Source organism: Cyclobacterium sp. 10D3-21 (assembly GCF_055809755.1).
In genome coordinates, this window is record NZ_CM147924.1 from 595,043 (window position 1) to 614,175 (window position 19,133).

A 19,133-nucleotide genomic window follows, 5' to 3' on the forward strand; every position below is an offset into this window, starting at 1 on the left:
GGTATCCGGGAGAAATTTTTTGAGTAATTTCGGGTTGAATTTTTAAAGACACATTCATTGAAGAAAATTATTTCATGGGTAGGCAAGGTGTTCCTTGCTCTATTTGTAGCATCCATAGTGCTGGTGGTAGTCCTAAGTGTTTTTCCAGTTTATTTCACCCCTTTGATGGGGATAAGAACGGTAGAACAGGTTTTTTCCGAAGAAAAGGACCTGGTATTAAAGAAGGATTGGGAGCCTATTGAAAACATATCCCCTCACTTATACCTGGCGGTAATAGCTTCAGAAGACCAAAAATTTTTAAGCCATGGAGGTTTTGATTGGGAAGCCATAGAAAGTGCCTTTAAGGGGAATAAGTCTGGGAAGCAATTAAAGGGGGGAAGTACCATTTCCAACCAAACCGCCAAGAATGTATTTCTATGGCCTGGAAGAAATTTTGTCAGAAAAGGTTTAGAAGCCTATTTCACCGTTTTAATTGAATTTTTGTGGGGCAAAGAAAGGATACTCGAAGTGTACCTGAATGTGATAGAAATGGGGGACGGGATCTATGGCGCAGAGGCAGCTGCTCAATATTATTTTAAAAAGCCAGCTTCAGACTTGAATCGACAAGAGGCCGCTTTGATCGCAGCAGTTCTTCCAAACCCACTGAGATGGAGGCCAGATAAACCAACTGCTTACATTCGCAACCGGCAAAGTTGGATATTAAGAAATATGCGGAACCTTGGAGAAGTGAAATTTGAGGAGTAAAGAGATCGATTACTTTCTTATCATACTTTTTAGTCGGGATGCGAATCTTGGCTTTTCTTCCATAAGGTTCAAGTCGTCCTCTGAAATACGCTTCACACTCTCAATGGTATAGAAAGCCTTTTCGTGACTTTCTTTTAGTTTGCTAATAAAGCTTTTAAGCATCTCCCTTTTAATGACCGTAAACATTAAAATTACCTTCCCATATCGTCCTTCTGCACCTACAGAAGTAAATCGATAACCTTTTTCTTTCATGTATTCTACGAGCTCTGGCAAAGGCTCAGGGGTAATTACCCTAACAAGCACTCGACCTAAGGCAAGTTGTTCCTCTATTACCATGCCTACATAATTTCCCATGGCAAATCCACCAGCATAGGCGATATACGACATGGGATTGCTGATGTTTTGGAAAATCTGTCCTATGGCCAATAACCAGATAAGCGCTTCAAAAAAGCCGAGTATAGGAGCGATAGTCTTTTTGCCATTTAGGACAAACATAATCCTAAGGGTGTTTATAGAAACATCGACTACTCGGGCAAAAAAGATTAAAAGTGGCATCACTAAGTAATCAAATACTGGGGCATTGATGCCAATAGATTCAAAAAATTCCTGCATGAGATTAATATTTGGTTACAATTTGCAAAAGTAGGCAAACAAAACCAATTTTTATCATTTCTCCCAAAATATACAATAGGCATTTCCCAAACTAATGAAGTCTTTTTAGAGACTTATAGTAATTGCTGATCACATTGGTGGGTTGAGGGCTGTTTAAAGGTGTCAAATAGCTTGACCTTCATTGTTTTAAGGGCTATTGGATTAATCCAATTGGTTTAATAATTCAGGCCTAAATTGTTTTATTTTTGCCCGCAAAATAGCCAAAATAAGTAAACATGCAGGAGGCCAAAATCATGAGGTAAATCAATAGGTCCCAATCCTGCCAAATATCAAAAGCAACACCAAATAACATGGGGCCAAAAGCAGCCAGAAAATAGCCTGCAGATTGCGCCATGCCGGACAAGGCTGAAGTATAATTGTCACCCTTGGTTCGAAGCGTGATAAGTGTATAGGCAAGGCTTATGCTTGCACCCATTCCAAGGCCTACAAGTCCAATGCTAAATATGTTTAACCAAAGGATCGGGATAAACAAACTGGTAAAACCTACAATATAAAGGATGCCTATTGACATATTAAAAAATGATTGGTGCTGGTACCTGACAGCAATGAATGGCGCAACAAAGGTGCCAGTCAAACCCACCACCTGCATCAAGGATGCTGTTAAGCCAGCCTCAACGGGAGACAAGCCTCTATCGATCATCATGTCAGGAAGCCAGGTGACAAGGGTGAAAAATAAAAAGGACTGGATGCCCATAAACATGGTCACTTGCCAGGCCAGTCTGGAGCGCCAAACTGATTTTCCGGTTTTTTCTGGTTTTACCTTCGGTTTCGGACTAAGTTTTAGCTGTGGCCACCAGACAATAAGGGCTGCGAAAAGCAAAAAGGTCCAAAAAAGTAGGGAGCCTCTCCATCCCCAGCCAAGGTCAATGGCCATGGGGACACTGAATGCCGTTGCGATGGCAGCCATTAGTGACATACCCGTACTGTACAGGCCTGTTACTGCTCCGGTTTTGGAAGGCATTCGGGCTTTTACCAGAGGAATAAGCAATACATTGCAGATGACTATTCCAATGCCTGTAAGCGCAGTGCCAATAAAAAGAACAATTGGGCCTCCCGATACTCTCAACATAGAGCCGATACCAAGGACGAGTAAGCCAAGAAATATGGCTTTGGCCTTGCCAAAGTAGTCTCCGATAGCGGCTGAGAAAAGAGAGAAAACAGCGAAGCTAAGCAAAGGTAGGGTAGTAAGAAATCCCGCCATTCCATTGGATAACGACATTTCATCCCTGATAAAGGGGATAAGGGGTCCAACAGCTGTAATGGATGGCCGTAAATTAAAAGACACCAGCAAAATCCCCAATACCAACCATTGGTTACTGGTCTTGTCCTTTAAACTGCTTATTGTCCGGCTAAAAGTCATTCAAGTTGAACCGCAGTTTGACCGCATAAGGTTCCGTAAATGGAAAAAAGGATCCTTTTTATATTAATTTTATTTTTGAAGTTCGAACTTGGGTAAATAATCCAATTTCGCTCAGCAATCTGCTTCAGTGCTCACTGAGCTGGAACGAAAAGCGAATAATTTCATTTCCCCTCCTCTGGCTTCGGCTCCGTTCAGGCACCGTGGGACGAAAAAGTAAATTAAGTCATCGTTCCTCCGCCGGGGGAGCGACGGGTGAAATAACAATTACGCTGTAGTAACCACAGGAGAGACTATACACAGGCTAATGGGAATCAGTCGGTCAAAAGCATGTCGCCGGTTCCTGAGCGGAGCCGAAGGAAAAGGCGGTAAGAAAAAAAAACAATTCATATGAGGGAAAAATAAAATGATATTTAAATTGTGAATGGACCGCATCCGATTTTAAATATTATTTATTATACTGTTAAAGAGAAAAGTGAGAATCTCGCTTTTTTTCATAACGTGAAATATTTATAATGAGCGTTAAGGCGTATTTGGGATAACTAGCAACTACTGGCGTCCTGCTTTAGCAATCTTGGTCCATAAATGGTTATTGTGCATTTAATTAACGTTAGCCCTATTAAAAACAAAGCAATATGAAAACATTACTTTCTTTACTCCTGACACTTTTATCCATAAATAATTTGCAAGCCCAGGATAGGCTTTCAGGTAAGTCATTTGCTACACGGTCTGAAGTATTGGCCCAACATGGAATGGCGGCGACAAACCATCCTCTAGCTACACAAATTGCCATAGAAATACTGAAGAATGGAGGAAGTGCTGTGGATGCTGCCATTGCGGCCAATGCCTTTTTAGGGTTTGCGGATCCTGGTAACAATGGTATAGGTGGGGATTTATTTGCGATTGTTTGGGATGAAAAAACACAAAAGCTATATGGGCTTAATGCAAGTGGAAAATCACCTGCAAAATTATCCTTGGATAAATTTAAAGCTGAAATTAATGCTGGTAAAAGCACCCGGACTGGCCCACTTTCTGTGACCACTCCAGGTGCTGTAGGTGGGTGGTTTGCCTTGCATGAAAAATTTGGCAACCTGGAATTTAAAGATTTACTTCAGCCCACCATCAATTATGCAAGAGAAGGCGTCCCTATTTCTTCTGAAGTATCAGATAATTTTTCCACCGTAAATTTGGGTGCTGACAACCCTTCCTTTGAAGCGACTTATTTTACAAGTGAAGGCAGGCTTCCACGTATAGGTGAGGTATTTAATAATCCAGATCTGGCGAATACATTGGAAATTATAGCTACTCAGGGAAGGGACGGATTTTATACAGGGAAAGTCGCTCAGACCATAGCAGGTCATATGAAAGCTGAGGGAGGCTATCTCACCATGGAAGACTTGGCGAATAACCAGCCCGAGTGGGTCGAACCTGTATCTATCAATTATCGTGGATATGACATTTGGGAAATGCCCCCCAATGGTCAGGGTATAGCGGCACTTCAGATGCTAAATATTCTTAAAGGTTTCGATTTGAGTAGCATGGGCTATGGAAGTTCTGCCCATATTCATACTTTTTTAGAAGCTAAAAAGTTGGCTTATGCTGATATGACAAAGTATTACGGAGATCCGAATTTTGGTAACATTCCCTTGACTAGTTTATTATCAGATGACTATGCAGCGGAACGGCGAAAATTAATTGACCCCAAGAGGGCAGGAGTGTTTGAGGAAGGGTTAACCTCCGGAGACCATACGATTTATTTGACTGTGGCCGATGGAGAAGGTAATATGATCTCTTTGATTCAAAGTAATTCGGCCCTTTTTGGTTCCAGAGAGGTGCCCGCTGGCTTGGGTTTTGTGCTTCAAAATCGAGGTGCCGGATTTGTTTTGGAAGAAGGCCATATTAACAATTATGCACCTGGCAAGCGACCTTTCCATACCATTATTCCTGCGTTTGTAACGAAAGACAACAAACCTTTTATGAGTTTTGGCCTAATGGGAGGAGACATGCAAACACAAGGGCATGTTCAAATCATTACGAATATTATTGATTTTGAGATGAACTTACAGGAAGCCGGGGATGCGCCTAGAATCTACCATCGGGACGAAAACCTTAAAAGTGGGGGTACCTATCTGGAATCGGGATTTGATTATGAAACCATTCGTGATCTTATTGATAAAGGGCATACCATCCGAATGGATAAAGGTATTTTTGGTGGTTATCAGGCCATTATGTTCAAAAATGGGGTTTATTATGGGGCCTCTGAGTCCAGAAAAGATGGTCAGGCCGCAGGTTATTAAATAGGAACAAGTAAGGGTGAAGTTCAGGTGCTTCCTCTGGCTTCGGCTCCGCTCAGCCGCCGGGGGACACAACCGCCGGAAGAGGTTCTAGCCGGTTCATGAGCGGAGCCGAAGGATAAGGCTGTTCGAGAAAAGTCAATTCCGATTAGGTGAAATTAACAATGAACACTATTTGTGACAAAAAATCAGTTTTGTCATTTTTATTTTTCAAGTAAAGTGTCAATATGCTTGATCATGTCTATCAATTCTGGTCGATAGGTTTTTTGAATAAAATTGTTGTTTTCTTTTTTGTACTTTTCATACATGCCGGATCCTTGTCTTTTAGAATAGGTAATATTGGCAATCCTATCGCAAAACTTTATAAAGACAGCATTCGGGATTTCGTGCATTTCTTGATAATACTTGTCATTTGCTCTTTCATTCCTGTTTTTCCCCTTTTCATTGGTTAGCGCAAAAGCCAATTCTGCAATTGTTTCATTTGTGTTTTGTAAAACGTCATTGTAAGTCTCTCTTGCATCTTCTATTATGTCATGCACCCAACAGCCACAATAAACATTTTCCTGCTCGGACTCGTCTACCAGGTAGATGAATTTTTCAGCTACTTCGTGTACCATTTTTAAGTGGTACACATAATCTTTGTCCCCATATTTATGGTTAACTTTTTGATGAGCGTAAATTGCGTATTCGGTGGTTTTTTGCAACATATACTTAAAATTTTTGACAAAGCCATTTGGGTTCAGCCCCACAGTGAATGGTCTGTTTTTACAGCCATTTTTATGGGAATTGTACTAAATTATGATCTTTGGATTAATTAATTGGGTGGAGAAATGTAAGTTTTGATTGACTAAGTTTTAATTTAGGAGATGGCATTATGGCCAGGGTTTTTAGGGTGATTCCTATTATAGTATTGAAAGGAGAAAAGTTAGCTGATTTTGTACAAAAATCAAATTAGTGCAACCACAATTTATACATGGACAATTATAATCAGCAGATTTTTATTTGCGTCATTTTCTTTTGTAAATTTAGTTCTCGGGTATGAGGCAACTACCATATACCAATACATTAAAAAAATAAATCAGTCCCTTGTATGAAATATACTTCCTTCCTGTTTTTTTTGATAATAATCTTATCCACGCCAGTATTTGGTCAGTTTAAATCGAACTTTCCTAGCATTCCAAGAATTGATGTGCACTCGCATATGGCTGGTGACCTGGATGGCATTGCAAATTACCTCAAGCTTGGAGATGTTTTGAGAGAACAAAATGACATTGACCTGGCTTTATGGATCAATTTGGGAAATCAAAATGAACCATTGGTAAACATTGAAGAGGTAGAGAAAGCTGGGCAGGGAAGAATGCTTTGTGGGATTGCTGATTTTAAGGCGCATGATGGACTGAGCTATCCACCAGCATCTCTGGAGGAATTCCAGAAAAAAGGATATGTTGGGTATAAAATATGGTCCGGGCCCTGGTATAGAACGCTTAAGAAAAAGGAAGATGGTTATCCTTATATTGATAACCCTGCTCATGAAGCCACCTTTTCGGAAATGGAGAGAATTGGATTTGTCGGTGCCTCTATCCACGTAGCAGATCCCAATGGGCCCTTTGGTAAAAGAACAGCTTGGCTGGCAAATCCCGTTGAATATTGGACACAGATAAATGCGTGGAGAAATGTTTTGGAGAAACATCCAAAACTGGTTGTGGTGGCGGCACATGGAAACTGGTTGTTATGCCAAGATGCACAAATTGATTACTTGCGAAACATGTTGGCTACTTTCCCCAATCTAAATATAGATTTGGCCGCTACCTTCCAATATTACCACCTTGTAGATCGAGAGAACCTTCGTTCTTTTATGATTGAATGGGCTGATCGGATTGTATTTGGAACAGATACCGGAAAGTTGAAAAACAATGAGGAAATAAATATCAGGGCAGAGCAATACATAAAAGCTTTTAAAATTTTAGAAACTGGGGATATTGTAAGTGGAGGCTTTTTTGGTGGGCCTGAGACAAAAGGGCTTGAATTGCCTGAAGAGGTGTTGGAGAAAATTTATTATAAAAATGCCATGCGGCTTTACCCGCATGTAAAAGAAAGCCTGACTAATCTTGGATACAGCGTGGTTAATTAGCATTTTCTTACCCTATCTGATTAGACAATACAGGTTCATTGGACAATCTGAATAGCCATACAAAAATATGAGAAAAGGCAAAGTTTTACTGGCAGGAGCAACAGGGTATTTGGGGGAACACATCACGAAAGTGCTTGTTTCTAGAAATATTGAAACAAAAATCATTGTAAGAAATAAGGATAAAGTTAAACAGACAGCTCCGAACCTTGAAATCATAGAAGCGGAAGTTACGAAACGGGAAACATTGAGAAATCTATTTGACAATGTGGAGGTAGTGATTAGTACAGTCGGAATTACGCGTCAAAAAGATGGCTTAACCTATATGGATGTAGATTATCAGGCAAATGCCAACCTGATAGACAGTGCAAAGGATGGAGGCGTAAAGAAGTTTATTTATATCTCCGTATTAAATGGTGAGAAGCTTAGGCAGTTGAAAATTGGGGAAGCCAAAGAAAAGTTGGGCGATTATTTGAAATCCTCAGGAATGGATTACACCATAATCCGACCAAACGGTTTTTTTTCAGACATGGGTGATTTTCTTAAAATGGCAAAAGGGGGCAAGGTATTTCTCTTTGGTGATGGAAAGCTTAGGCTTAATCCCATTCACGGAGAAGACTTAGCAAAAGCCGTTGTTGATGCAATCGATCTGGATACAAAAGAAATAAATATAGGAGGGCCAGATTTGCTTTCTCAAAATGAAATTGCCGCATTGGCTTTGAAAGCTTATTCCAAACCAATTAAAATCATACACCTGCCAGATTGGACCCGAAGAATGGCAATTTGGTTGGTCAGAACCTTTTCCAATTCAAAAACTTATGGGCCTATAGAATTTTTTTTGACAACAATGGTAATGGATATGGAGGCTCCTCTGTATGGGATACACAAATTGGAAGACTACTTCAATAAACAGGCCAATAAAAAACCTGCCTGAAAACTGGTGATTCTCTTCCATGCGTATATGCCTGATTTATTTTTGGCTTGCAATACTTCTAAGTAGGAAATAGGATCAATTATCAGGTAAGTATTTCATTGATGACCTTTCCGTGTACATCTGTTAACCTGAAATTTCTACCCTGGAATTCATAGGTCAGCCTTTCATGATCAAAACCCAACCTTTCCAAGATAGTGGCTTGCAAGTCATGCACATGGGTGCGTCCTTCTATTCCGTAGTAACCAATTTCATCTGTGGCACCATGTATATGCCCTTTCTTAACTCCTGCACCAGCCATCCACATGGTGAATGCTTCAAGGTGATGGTCTCTGCCATCAAAGCCTTCTCCCGTTCTGGATTCCATCATTGGCGTTCTGCCAAATTCGCCTCCCCACACCACGAGGGTGTCATCCAAAAGCCCCCGTTGTTTGAGGTCTCTGAGCAAGGCCGCAATTGGTTGATCGATGTGTTTACAGGACCTTCGCATTCCTGAACCTACTCCATTGCCTGCACCCACACCGTGTGTGTCCCAGCGATTGTCAAAAAGTTGCACGAAGCGTACTCCTTTTTCTACCAGTCTTCTCGCCAAAAGACAATTGTTGGCAAAGGAAGCTTGTCCGGGATTGGTGCCATACATCTGGTGGATGTATTCAGGTTCATCGTCGATGTTCATGGTCTCCGGTACGGATGTTTGCATCCTAAAAGCCAATTCATACTGAGAAATACGGGTTAGTATCTCAGGGTCGTTTGCTTCTTCAAACTCCATCTGGTTGATCTGGTTGATCGCATCAATGGATTTTTTTCTGAGATGGCTGTCAATGGACTTTGGATTGGACAAAAACAAAACAGGATCCCCTTCTGAGCGACACTGTACGCCTTGGTAGATAGTAGGTAAAAAGCCACTTCCCCAAGCACTTTTTCCGGCGCTTATAGCGCCACCGCCTGAAGTGAGTACCACATATCCTGGTAAGTCTTCATTCTCCGAACCCAGTCCATAAGTAGACCAGGCACCTATGCTTGGCTTGCCTAATCTGGGACTTCCGGTATGCATGAACAATTGAGCTGGGGCATGGTTAAATTCATTGGTATGCATGGCTTTTAGAAAGCTTACTTCATCCACCATTTTGGCAAATTCTGGCATGTAATCTGAGACATAAGCACCCGATTGCCCATACTTCTTAAAGCTGGCCTGCGGGCCCAATAATTTTGGTGTTCCTTTCAAGAAGGCAAATTCTTTACCTTCCATCAATGATTGTGGCGTGTCCTTGCCGTTTAATTCCTGAAGTGTAGGTTTGAAATCAAATAACTCCAAATGAGAAGGACCACCTGCCATGTGCAAGAAAATCACACTTTTTGCTTTAGGGGCAAAATGGGAGGCTTTTTTATGGAGAAATGAGGTTGCTGCTTCAGGGCTTGATTTTGCTCCGCAGCCGATGAGTGAACCCATGGCCAATGCCCCTAGTCCTGAGGTACATTTTTTTAAAAAATGGCGCCTACTATTGTATTGTGCTTCTCGGATCAGTGCTTCTTCCCAAATATTCATCCTATCTTCTGGTTACAAATTCATCTAAGTTCAACATGGCATTGCTAACGATTCGCATGGCCGCTAATTTGGCATTTTCATCCAAATCCTTTCCCTCACCTTCATAGTAGGCAAGTGACTCCTCGTATAGTTGGAACAATACTGCTACTTTTTCAGGCTCAGGTTTAAGAGCTGTGACCAACTGAAGGTTTTTTTCAATCCCTTTCTCAATGTCTTCACCACTTTCCATTAATATTCTCTGGGCCCAGGCATCTGCCGCTTCTATGTATACGGGGTCATTTAACAATACGAGGGATTGAAGTGGCGTGTTGGTTCTTATTCTCCTGGAGGTACAAACTTCCCTGGAGGGACTGTCAAAAGTCACAAATGAAGGGTAAGGATGTGTCCTTTTCCAGTAAGTATAAACGGCTCTCCGGTATTGGTCCTCTCCTTCGCTGGGGAACCAAAACTTACCATTAAAACTAATGATGTTTTCAGGTTGGTAAGGCATAACACTTGGCCCCAACTGCTTTTCATTCAACAAGCCACTTATGGCCAAGGCCTGATCCCTAATGGTCTCGGCTGATAACCTTGTCCTGGACCCTCTGGACAAGTATTTGTTATAAGGGTCTTTTTTTATTTTTTGAGCATCAGTTGTAGAATTTTGTCGGTAGCTCTGGGACATGACAATCTTTTTGATCAAAGTTTTCATGGACCAGTTCATGTCATTCTGAAATTCCACGGCCAACCAATCTAGTAACTCGGGATGGCTGGCAGGGATGCCTTGACTGCCAAAGTCCTCCATGCTTTCGACGATGCCGAAACCAAATAATTGTTCCCAAATGCGATTTACTATGACACGGGAGGTCAGGGTGTTTTCACCACTGACAAGCCATTTTGCAAAATCCAATCTATTGGGTTCCTGACTGGTGAGTGTACCCATAATTTCAGGAATACCTGCTTTTACCTCTTCCCCTTTTGATCTCCAATCACCACGCTCAAATACATAAGTCGTTCGAGAACTGGCTTTTGGTAAATCTTTTAGAATTGGTGTTTCAATCGGTTTAGCATTTGATAGTTCCACCAATTTGGCTTGCATATTAGGTGGGTACTTGTCTTTTAAGGGTGATTTTTCATGGTAAAACACCCAGTCTACCCTGATCAGGTCTTGCGCAAAAGTTTTGTCCCTTTTGAAGTAATAATAAAGGTCTCTTTTACCTGAGACAGGTTTAATGGGTACTTTTAAAGTCTCCCAGTCCTTTGGTTTGTTTTCAGGGAAGTTTTTGTCCGTAATGCCAAAGGTTCCTTCCCCAATTATTTCACCCAACAAGGAATCCAGTCTGATTTCGAGTTTGGCGCCATATACGGAGGCATATCCCAGAGAAATGGCATTGACCTGGTCCAGGTCCACATTTTCAAACATGATCCATGAACTGTCCTGCACCTGCCATATAGATTCCTGGTCATGTGCCACCAATTCTATAAACCTGCTCTTGTCCTGAAATTCCTCCGCTTCTACCTTTCTATAGCCTAAAAAATAGAGTAAATCCTCTTTTTGTTGGTATAGAAAATCATCTGATATTTCCGGAAGCTTTTCTGAGGGATTGAGGTTGTCATTGACCCAGGAAAGCAAGTCTTTTACCTTCTTTTGATCAACAGGTTGGTAGGTAAATACTTTTGGTTGTTCATTGTAAAGGTCCTTGTCTTGAGTATTGTTAAAGAAAGCCTGACTTTGGTAAAATTCCTCATGTCTGATGGGGTCATAAGGATGACTATGACATTGGACGCAAGCCATGGTAGTTCCTTGCCAGACTTCGAAAGTCGTGCCCACTCTTTCCATGACAGCCGCTACTCTGAACTCCTCATCATTCGTTCCTCCTTCATCATTGGCCATGGTATTTCGGTGAAACGCAGTGGCCAATAGGTCGGATTCGGTAGGTTGAGGCAAGAGATCTCCAGCCAATTGTGCAATCGTGAACTCATCGAAGGGCATGTCCTCATTAAAAGCATTTATGAGCCAGTCCCTGTATTTCCAGATTTCCCTATGCAAGTCTTTTTCATAGCCTTTGGAATCTGAATACCGTGCAAGATCCATCCAAAAGGCTGCCCATTTTTCTCCAAAACGAGACGAAGCAAGTAATTTGTCTACCGTATTCTCATAAGCCGTAGCAGATGAATCGCTTAAAAAATCATCGTAGGCTTCCAGTGTAGGTGGCAATCCTGTAATGTCCAGTGAGAGCCTCCTAAGCAGTAATTCTTTAGGCGCTTCTTCATTGGGCATCAGTTCCATGACTTCCAATTGCTTATAAATGAAATGATCAATTTCATTTTGCATAGGCACATCCAGGCTTACTTCCGGTACTTCAATGTCAACTTTAGGAGCAATATAGGCCCAATGCTTTTCCCAATTTGCTCCTTGATTGATCCATTCTTTGATCAATTCAATTTCTTCTGAAGAAAGAGGGGATTTTCCTAAAGGCATCCGAATTTCAGGATCTTTGTGGATGATCCGTTTTAGCATTTCAGAGTCATCTGCATCTCCAGGGATAATTGCAGGTTTGCCTGATTCAGTATTCATTTTTGCTTCTTCCTCAAAAAGCAAAGAAAAACCACCTGATTGCTTGACACCTCCATGGCAGGAGATGCATTTATTATTGATAATGGGCCGGATTTGGCGGTTATAACTTATCTGTTCTTTGCCTGGCCATAACCAAAAGGTTAGGACAAGTAGAAGAGGCAATAAGAAAAATAGGTAACGGCTTTTCATTTTGGGTAGTTAAGCTAACAAAGACATTAAATGTAAGGAATTAAAGTATTACATTCAAAGACCGAACCTGTACTGAACTTTAGGTTTGGTGTAAAAAAACTTGTGGCTATTCAAATCTAAGGTTAACTTATTATTGTGAAGCAGGATAGTACAGGGTAGTTATGAAACGAAATTTTAATAGTATTGTGATAAGCTATTCTTGTGTTTAGTTGAGTATATATTTAGTTTTACAGTTGTTTCAATAACAAAAGTGGTCGTAATTAGATCAATTATTTTTTTTCGGTTTTTGGACTTTTTACCTTTAAATACATAAAGAATACTTGTTTTACCGGTTGAAATAGACAATTGAAATTAATGAAAATGATGAATAAAGATAACCTGTTATTGTTCTGGGGAATATTTTTTTTCCTGGTGTTAGGTGTCTCAACGGAGCTGAGTGCATTTGGAACGGTCCTGTTGTTTCAGGCTGAGGAGGTTGAAAATTCTTTCTGGTTATGGAAGTTTTTTGGCCGTTTACATCCGCTTGCAGTTCATTTCCCAGTGAGCCTTTTGCTATTTGCTGCCTTGCTGGAATTGTTTACGCTAAGAGACTTTAACCATAAGTTAAGACCAGGCATATCCGTATTGGTTTGGGCAGGTGGGATAGGAGCGGTTGTAGCTGTTGTACTAGGGTTGCTTTTAGCAAATATAGAAGAGTATGGCGGTAACATGCTCGATATTCACCAATGGACGGGGATCGGGACAGCCGCGTTGGGCTTGTTATTGATCTATTTGATGGGGAAAACCAATGGCATCAAAAACAGTCAGGCAATAAAAGTTTTTAGAACGGTACTATTTTTTACTGCAGTGTCGGTATCAGTGGCAGGGCATTTTGGTGCCTCACTAACACATGGGGAAGAGTACCTAACAGAGACCTTACCCTGGTATGAACCAGAATTTTCTCCCGAGGACCTGGACATAGACCTTGTGGCTTTTGAAACGGAAGGTGACCTTAGTGAGCAAAAGCAAATTGAGCTGGTAGGTAAAGTTAGGGCGGTATTTGCCCACAATTGTTATAAATGCCATAGCGATGCGAAGATAAAAGGAGAATTGAGGCTTGATACAAAAGAGTTTGCCTTTGCAGGAGGAGAGTCAGGCCCAGTAATCGTTCCGGGAAATGCAGGAAAAAGTGATTTGGTTCGCAGAATAAAACTACCCAAGGACCATAAGGAATCAATGCCCTCCAAAGGAAAAGTGCTTTCCAATGATGAGATTGCTTTGATCTCATTTTGGGTTGATAAAGGTGCTCCCTGGCCAGATGCTGCTGAGAATGTAAGCGTATACAGGGTGGCTGAATTGGCACCAAGAAGACCTGATTTGCCCGCTTCAAGAGGTGGTTTGAATCAGCCCATAGACATTTGGGTGGATGAATATTTTGAGGAGCAAGGGATAGAATGGAAGGAACCCATTGAGGATAAGGTTTATTTAAGGAGGATATATTTGGACTTAATAGGGCTTCAGCCTTCCACTGAGGAATATGATGCTTTTACAAAGGACAGCAGACCCGATAAGCGGGCCATATGGGTAAGAGAACTTCTGGACAGGGACGACGATTATGCCACCCATTGGATGACCTTTTGGAATGACGCTTTGAGGAATGATTATACCGGTACAGGATACATTACAAAAGGTAGGTATGCCATTACCGATTGGCTTTATACCTCCTTGCGGGACAATAAACCTTACGATCAATTTGTCAAGGAATTATTGAATCCAGATGAAAAATCCAAAGGTTTTATAGAAGGCATACGCTGGAGAGGAGATGTAAATGCAAGTCAGGTCACTGAAATGCAAGCTGCCCAAAATGTTGGACAGGTCATTTTGGGACTTAACCTTAAATGCGCTTCTTGCCACGACAGTTTTGTGAGTGACTGGAAACTTAAAGAGGCCTATGCCTTTGCCAATATATTTTCGGACTCTACTTTAGTTGTTAGCCGCTGTGATATACCCACTGGGGAAACGGCAGGGACAAAAATCTTGTGGGAAGAATTGGGTGAAATCGACAGTACAGCCAATAGAGCAGAGAAGTTGGAGCAGCTTGCCAATTATTTGGTACAACCTGCCAATGGAAGGCTTTACCGTACCATAGCCAATAGGGTATGGAAGCAATTGATGGGAAGAGGGCTTGTGGAACCTGCAGATGAGATGGACAATATTCCATGGAGTCAGGATTTGTTGGATTGGCTGGCAACAGATTTCGAAGATGAAGGCTATGATCTCAAGGAGTTGATTTATAAAATTGCTATATCCAAAGCCTACCAACAGCCAGCTGTTGGTGTAGAAAACCCATTGTTTCTGGCAGATGATGATTTTGTTTTTGAGGGATCAGTCATACGTAGGATGACTGCCGAACAGTTTTCTGATGGCGTAAGTCAAAAAATTCATCCGATCTTTAATGAAGAAGAGATGAAATATGACCCCAATCAATTGACCGTATCTGAGCAATCGGATATTGGATTTGTGCGGGCTGCATTGGTAGCCAATAATGGGCTCCTTAAGGCATTGGGACGTACCAATCGTGAGGTGGTATTGACAAGTAGGGACAGCCAGGCAAGTTTATTGCAAGCTTTAGAACTGACGAATGGGGAACAGTTAAACAATACCCTAAAGACCGGGGCCATAAAATGGAAAGAAAAATATGAAGCCGGTGATATTATTGTTCATGAAGTCTACCGTCAGTTATTGGGCAGAGAGCCGCAACAGAGTGAATTCAATATAGCCATGGCTGTATTGGGAGAAGAACCGGCACCGGAAGCCATCCAAGATTTATTTTGGGCTGTTTTGTTACTTCCTGAATTTCAATTAATTTACTGATCAAAAGCAAAAGCTATGAATTATAATTGGAGAAGAAGAGATTTCTTAAAGAAGACAAGTGCTGCATCTATTGCGGCCATGGCTGCAGGAGCTCCAATATCAGCATTATTAAACTCTTGCTCGCCCAAGGATAAAATTACAAGTACTGCGGATACCGTTATTTTACTGTATATGGCAGGAGGAATGGCGCATACAGAGACCTTCGACCCTAAAAGACATACCCCATTTAGAAAGGGGATGGAGTCAAAAGAGGTCTTGAGTACCTTTAAGGCTGTGCCTACCATATTAGACGGAATAAATTTTTCTGAAGGGTTGGAGAAAATTGGGCAGGTAATGGACAAAGGAAGTCTCATTCGCTCTTATGTAGCGGCTGACTTGGGACACATTTTGCATACCCGTCATCAGTACAATTGGCATACTTGCTACGAACCTCCTCAATCTGTGGCAGTACCCCATATGGGTTCATGGATGGCCAAAGAGTTAGGTTCTGTAAATCCCGTAATCCCAGCATTTATTAATATTGGGCAGCGTTTTACCGTAGGTGAAGGGGAAGAATTAAAAGCCTTCCATAGCGCTGGGTTTTTAGGCAGTGAATATGGACCCTTTCTAATACCGGATCCTACCTCCGGTTTGGACAGCGTTCGACCGCCAGTAGGAATGTCTACCAAGCGGTTTGAAGCCAGAAACCAACTCTATGAAAACCTATTAAAGGAAAGTGCCATGGGTGAATTTGGTAGTGATTACCAGAAGGAATCCCTAAAACGATCCATGGAGCAGGCGTATAGGTTATTGAATTCTCCAGAAGCGAAAGCTTTTGATTTGAGCCTGGAACCAAAGGAGAAGTACGATATTTACAATACTGGTAAATTTGGTTTAGGCTGCCTTATGGCCAAAAGGCTGGTGGACCAGGGAGCTCGATTTATTAGCGTAACTTCCGAATACGAACCCTTCAAAGGTTGGGACACGCATGAGAATGGGCACACAAGGCTTACGGACATGAAAAAGCAGATTGATGCGCCAATCGCACAACTTATCAAAGACCTTGACGAAAGTGGTAGGCTTGACAGAACCATTGTGGTATTGGCGAGTGAATTCAGCCGGGACATGCTTACAGAAGGAAGGCCTGGAGCAAAAGTGAAAGACCAGGTAGAAGTACCAGATATTATCGAAGACTTAAAAAATTATGGCATGCACAGGCATTTTACAGATGGCTGTTCTATGTTGATGTTTGGTGGAGGCATTAAGAAAGGCCATGTTTACGGCAAAACTGCTGATGAAAGACCTTGTAAAAGTATAGAGAAGCCCATTAAGATAGCGGGTATTCACCAGACCATTTACCATGCCCTGGGCATGGATCCTGAAACAAATTTTGAAATAGAAAAACGTCCTTTTTATACCACTCCTGATGGACATGGGGAGGCAGAAATGGATTTATTCGCTTAAATTAGACCCATGAAAGAAAATGTAAACCCAAGAAGGGAATTCCTTAAAAAGTCAGGACTGACCGTACTTGCCGGTGCAGTGGTTCCCAACATAATTGTAAATAAAACATACGCAATGGAAAATGATAATTTACTCGGGCATGGTTCACACCGTTATAAGGTCATAGAAGGATGGGGAAATTTAGATCCAGTGAAAAATCCTGTAAATGATTGTCATGAAATGGTGGAAGATGCTAAAGGAAGATTGATCCTTTTGACCAATGAAACCAAGAACAATGTCATCATTTATGATAAATCCGGAAAGTTGCTGGAGACCTGGGGGTCTACCTATCCTGGCGCACATGGGCTTACCATCAGTGATGAAGGTGGGGAGGAGTTTTTATACATCGCAGACAATACCAGAAGTCAGGTGATAAAAACAGATTTAAAAGGTAAAGAAATTATGGTACTGGATTACCCAAGAGAAACGGGTAATTATGCTTATCCCAAGCAATTTGTTCCCACTGAGACGGCGATCAACCCTGCCAACGGTGACATTTACATTGTAGATGGATATGGTTTAAACTACGTGACCCAGTACAATGCCAAAGGCGAATTGATACGCCAGTTTGGTGGTAAGGGTGACACGAATGAGACCTTTAACTGCTGCCATGGTATTTTGGTAGACACAAGAAATAAAAACAACCCTACTTTATTAATTACCGATAGGGGAAACATGCAGTACAAGCGCTTTACCCTGGATGGAAAGTACATCAAAACCATTCCTACCCCGGGTTCATTTGTTTGCCGCCCTGTATTGAGAGGGGACAATGTCTATGCTGCTGTTTACAGAAGTACAACCCAAGCCTATCCAAATTCCGGTTATATCACCATTTTGGACAACAATGATCAAGTAGTCTCCACTCCAGGAGGTACTGCTCCAGAGTATGTAAATGGAGAACTTCAGGAGCAAAGAAAAGACATGAGCTTTCAGGGTTTTATGCATCCGCATGATGTCTGTGTAGACAGAGATGAGAACATTTACGTTCCACAATGGGCCTCACAAAAAACCTACCCCGTTAAGCTGGAAAGGGTTTAGTAAAGATTTTTCATAAGTAAATAGAAAGGCTGTCTTTGTTTAAAGATGGCCTTTTTTCGTGCTAACTGTCCTTCGGATCTGCTCAGGAACCAGGTAGATCTGATCCAGCAGATCCGGCATTCTCAAGGGCTATTAATCCTGCCTCCCAGCGGCTGAGCAGAGCCGAAGCCATAGGGTGACGAGGACGTAATGCCTAATCCTTCGGCTCCGCTCAGGAACCGGCTAGTGATATCCCGGCTCCGATCAGGAACCAGCCAGGAAAATCCCTTGGCTTTGCTTAGGAACCGGTGAGATCAATTCCTTCGGTATTACGGAATCGTATCCATTATAATATGTTTTTTAAAGCTTAGTATTTTCAGATTAGTGTGAAGAACTAGGCCAATCATCCCTCTGCTGCAAGTCACTATCCCAGCGGCTAGTCATCCTCCCGGCGGCTGAGCAGAGCCGAAGCCATAGGGTGACGAGCAGGTAATGCCTAATCGACTCCGCTCAGGAACCGGCAGGTTGTTATGGACCAATGAAAACTACCCGATGCCACCTACTATAAAGTTCTTATTATTTTGCAGCGATCGCGATAATTACTCCACCCCTCCCCGCATTCCAGCCCCTCGCTAAAAAGTGCCTTCGTTGGTACTTTTTTAACGCTCGTTCCTCCTTGTTGTATCCCGAAAGTGTAGCGCACCGAGATGTCTCTCGGACATGATGGTAACTAGCTGTTCTGAATGTCTTCATATTGTCTTAATCCTTATTGTAGTGGATAGCCTGTCCCGAAAGTGCAGCGCATCGGGATGTCTCTCGGACCGTTTGTTATATTTTCGTCCAGCGCTTGTTCGTCAGTCTTAATCCTTGTTGTAATGGATGTTGCTCTCGGACAAATTTACAGAATGTCATTCGAAGATAACGACAAGTAGTCTTAATCCTTGTTGTAGTGGATAGCCTGTCCCGAAAGTGCAGCGCATCGGGATGTCTCTCGGACTACATGTGGAGATACTGGATCCACCTACTGTAGTGAAGTCTTAATCCTTGTTGTAGTGGATGTGTCTCTCGGACTACGTCAAAAGACATTTAAGGTATTTACAGTTTAAAGTCTTAATCCTTGTTGTAGTGGATGTGTCTCTCGGACGGTTTGATTACTTTATTGAGGACTTACCTTATGGTGGTCTTAATCCTTGTTGTAGTGGATGTGTCTCTCGGACTAACTGGGGAAAGTATAATAGGTTTCGAAAGGTAAAGTCTTAATCCTTGTTGTAGTGGATGTGTCTCTCGGACCTTGATAAGTATGCATTACACGACCAGCTAGACGATGTCTTAATCCTTGTTGTAGTGGATGTGTCTCTCGGAC

The 19,133-nt window shown here is 41.9% G+C and carries 12 protein-coding genes and 1 CRISPR repeat array (1 of these 13 cut by a window edge); of the genes, 7 read left to right on the top strand and 5 right to left on the bottom strand.

The window, feature by feature from the left end; translation table 11 throughout:
• Positions 1 to 57 precede the first annotated feature (57 nt).
• Positions 58 to 744 (top strand): monofunctional biosynthetic peptidoglycan transglycosylase, encoded by a 687-nt coding sequence (mtgA, locus tag AC0L7T_RS02660; RefSeq protein ID WP_473340928.1) that lies wholly within the window; start codon positions 58 to 60, stop codon positions 742 to 744.
• A 9-nt stretch (positions 745 to 753) separates the two neighbouring features.
• Here the strand turns inward: mtgA and AC0L7T_RS02665 are convergent, their stop codons facing one another.
• Both AC0L7T_RS02665 and AC0L7T_RS02670 read right to left on the bottom strand, forming a co-directional pair.
• Complete coding sequence (locus AC0L7T_RS02665; protein ID WP_473340929.1) at positions 754 to 1,356, bottom strand: DUF2179 domain-containing protein; 603 nt, start codon at positions 1,354 to 1,356, stop codon at positions 754 to 756.
• 229 nt (positions 1,357 to 1,585) lie between these two features.
• Positions 1,586 to 2,776, bottom strand: a complete 1,191-nt coding sequence (locus AC0L7T_RS02670) for a CynX/NimT family MFS transporter (RefSeq protein WP_473340930.1) — start codon at positions 2,774 to 2,776, stop codon at positions 1,586 to 1,588.
• A gap of 632 nt (positions 2,777 to 3,408) precedes the next feature.
• Between AC0L7T_RS02670 and ggt the strand changes: the two genes are divergently transcribed.
• Complete coding sequence (ggt, locus tag AC0L7T_RS02675) at positions 3,409 to 5,070, top strand: gamma-glutamyltransferase (protein WP_473340931.1); 1,662 nt, start codon at positions 3,409 to 3,411, stop codon at positions 5,068 to 5,070.
• Positions 5,071 to 5,270: 200 nt separating this feature from the next.
• Here the strand turns inward: ggt and AC0L7T_RS02680 are convergent, their stop codons facing one another.
• Positions 5,271 to 5,774 (bottom strand): phosphohydrolase, encoded by a 504-nt coding sequence (locus AC0L7T_RS02680; protein ID WP_473340932.1) that lies wholly within the window; start codon positions 5,772 to 5,774, stop codon positions 5,271 to 5,273.
• A 383-nt stretch (positions 5,775 to 6,157) separates the two neighbouring features.
• Here AC0L7T_RS02680 and AC0L7T_RS02685 point away from each other — a divergent pair, with 383 nt between their 5' ends.
• Positions 6,158 to 7,198, top strand: a complete 1,041-nt coding sequence (locus AC0L7T_RS02685; RefSeq protein ID WP_473340933.1) for an amidohydrolase family protein — start codon at positions 6,158 to 6,160, stop codon at positions 7,196 to 7,198.
• Positions 7,199 to 7,265: 67 nt separating this feature from the next.
• On the top strand, positions 7,266 to 8,129 hold the full coding sequence (locus AC0L7T_RS02690; RefSeq protein WP_473340934.1) for an SDR family oxidoreductase: 864 nt from the start codon (positions 7,266 to 7,268) through the stop codon (positions 8,127 to 8,129).
• An 82-nt stretch (positions 8,130 to 8,211) separates the two neighbouring features.
• Here AC0L7T_RS02690 and AC0L7T_RS02695 read toward each other — a convergent pair whose 3' ends face one another.
• Positions 8,212 to 9,672 (bottom strand): DUF1501 domain-containing protein, encoded by a 1,461-nt coding sequence (locus AC0L7T_RS02695; protein WP_473340935.1) that lies wholly within the window; start codon positions 9,670 to 9,672, stop codon positions 8,212 to 8,214.
• A 1-nt stretch (position 9,673) separates the two neighbouring features.
• Complete coding sequence (locus AC0L7T_RS02700) at positions 9,674 to 12,418, bottom strand: DUF1553 domain-containing protein (RefSeq protein ID WP_473340936.1); 2,745 nt, start codon at positions 12,416 to 12,418, stop codon at positions 9,674 to 9,676.
• Between the two features lie 354 nt (positions 12,419 to 12,772).
• Here AC0L7T_RS02700 and AC0L7T_RS02705 point away from each other — a divergent pair, with 354 nt between their 5' ends.
• From AC0L7T_RS02705 to AC0L7T_RS02715, 3 genes are read left to right on the top strand one after another with little or no spacing between them, the layout of a single operon-like run.
• Complete coding sequence (locus AC0L7T_RS02705; protein WP_473340937.1) at positions 12,773 to 15,271, top strand: DUF1549 domain-containing protein; 2,499 nt, start codon at positions 12,773 to 12,775, stop codon at positions 15,269 to 15,271.
• A gap of 15 nt (positions 15,272 to 15,286) precedes the next feature.
• Positions 15,287 to 16,714 (top strand): DUF1501 domain-containing protein, encoded by a 1,428-nt coding sequence (locus tag AC0L7T_RS02710; RefSeq protein ID WP_473340938.1) that lies wholly within the window; start codon positions 15,287 to 15,289, stop codon positions 16,712 to 16,714.
• A gap of 9 nt (positions 16,715 to 16,723) precedes the next feature.
• Complete coding sequence (locus tag AC0L7T_RS02715; RefSeq protein WP_473340939.1) at positions 16,724 to 17,791, top strand: NHL repeat-containing protein; 1,068 nt, start codon at positions 16,724 to 16,726, stop codon at positions 17,789 to 17,791.
• A 1,013-nt stretch (positions 17,792 to 18,804) separates the two neighbouring features.
• Positions 18,805 to 19,133: direct repeats of the CRISPR family, unit length 37 nt; it runs 2,935 nt beyond the window's last position.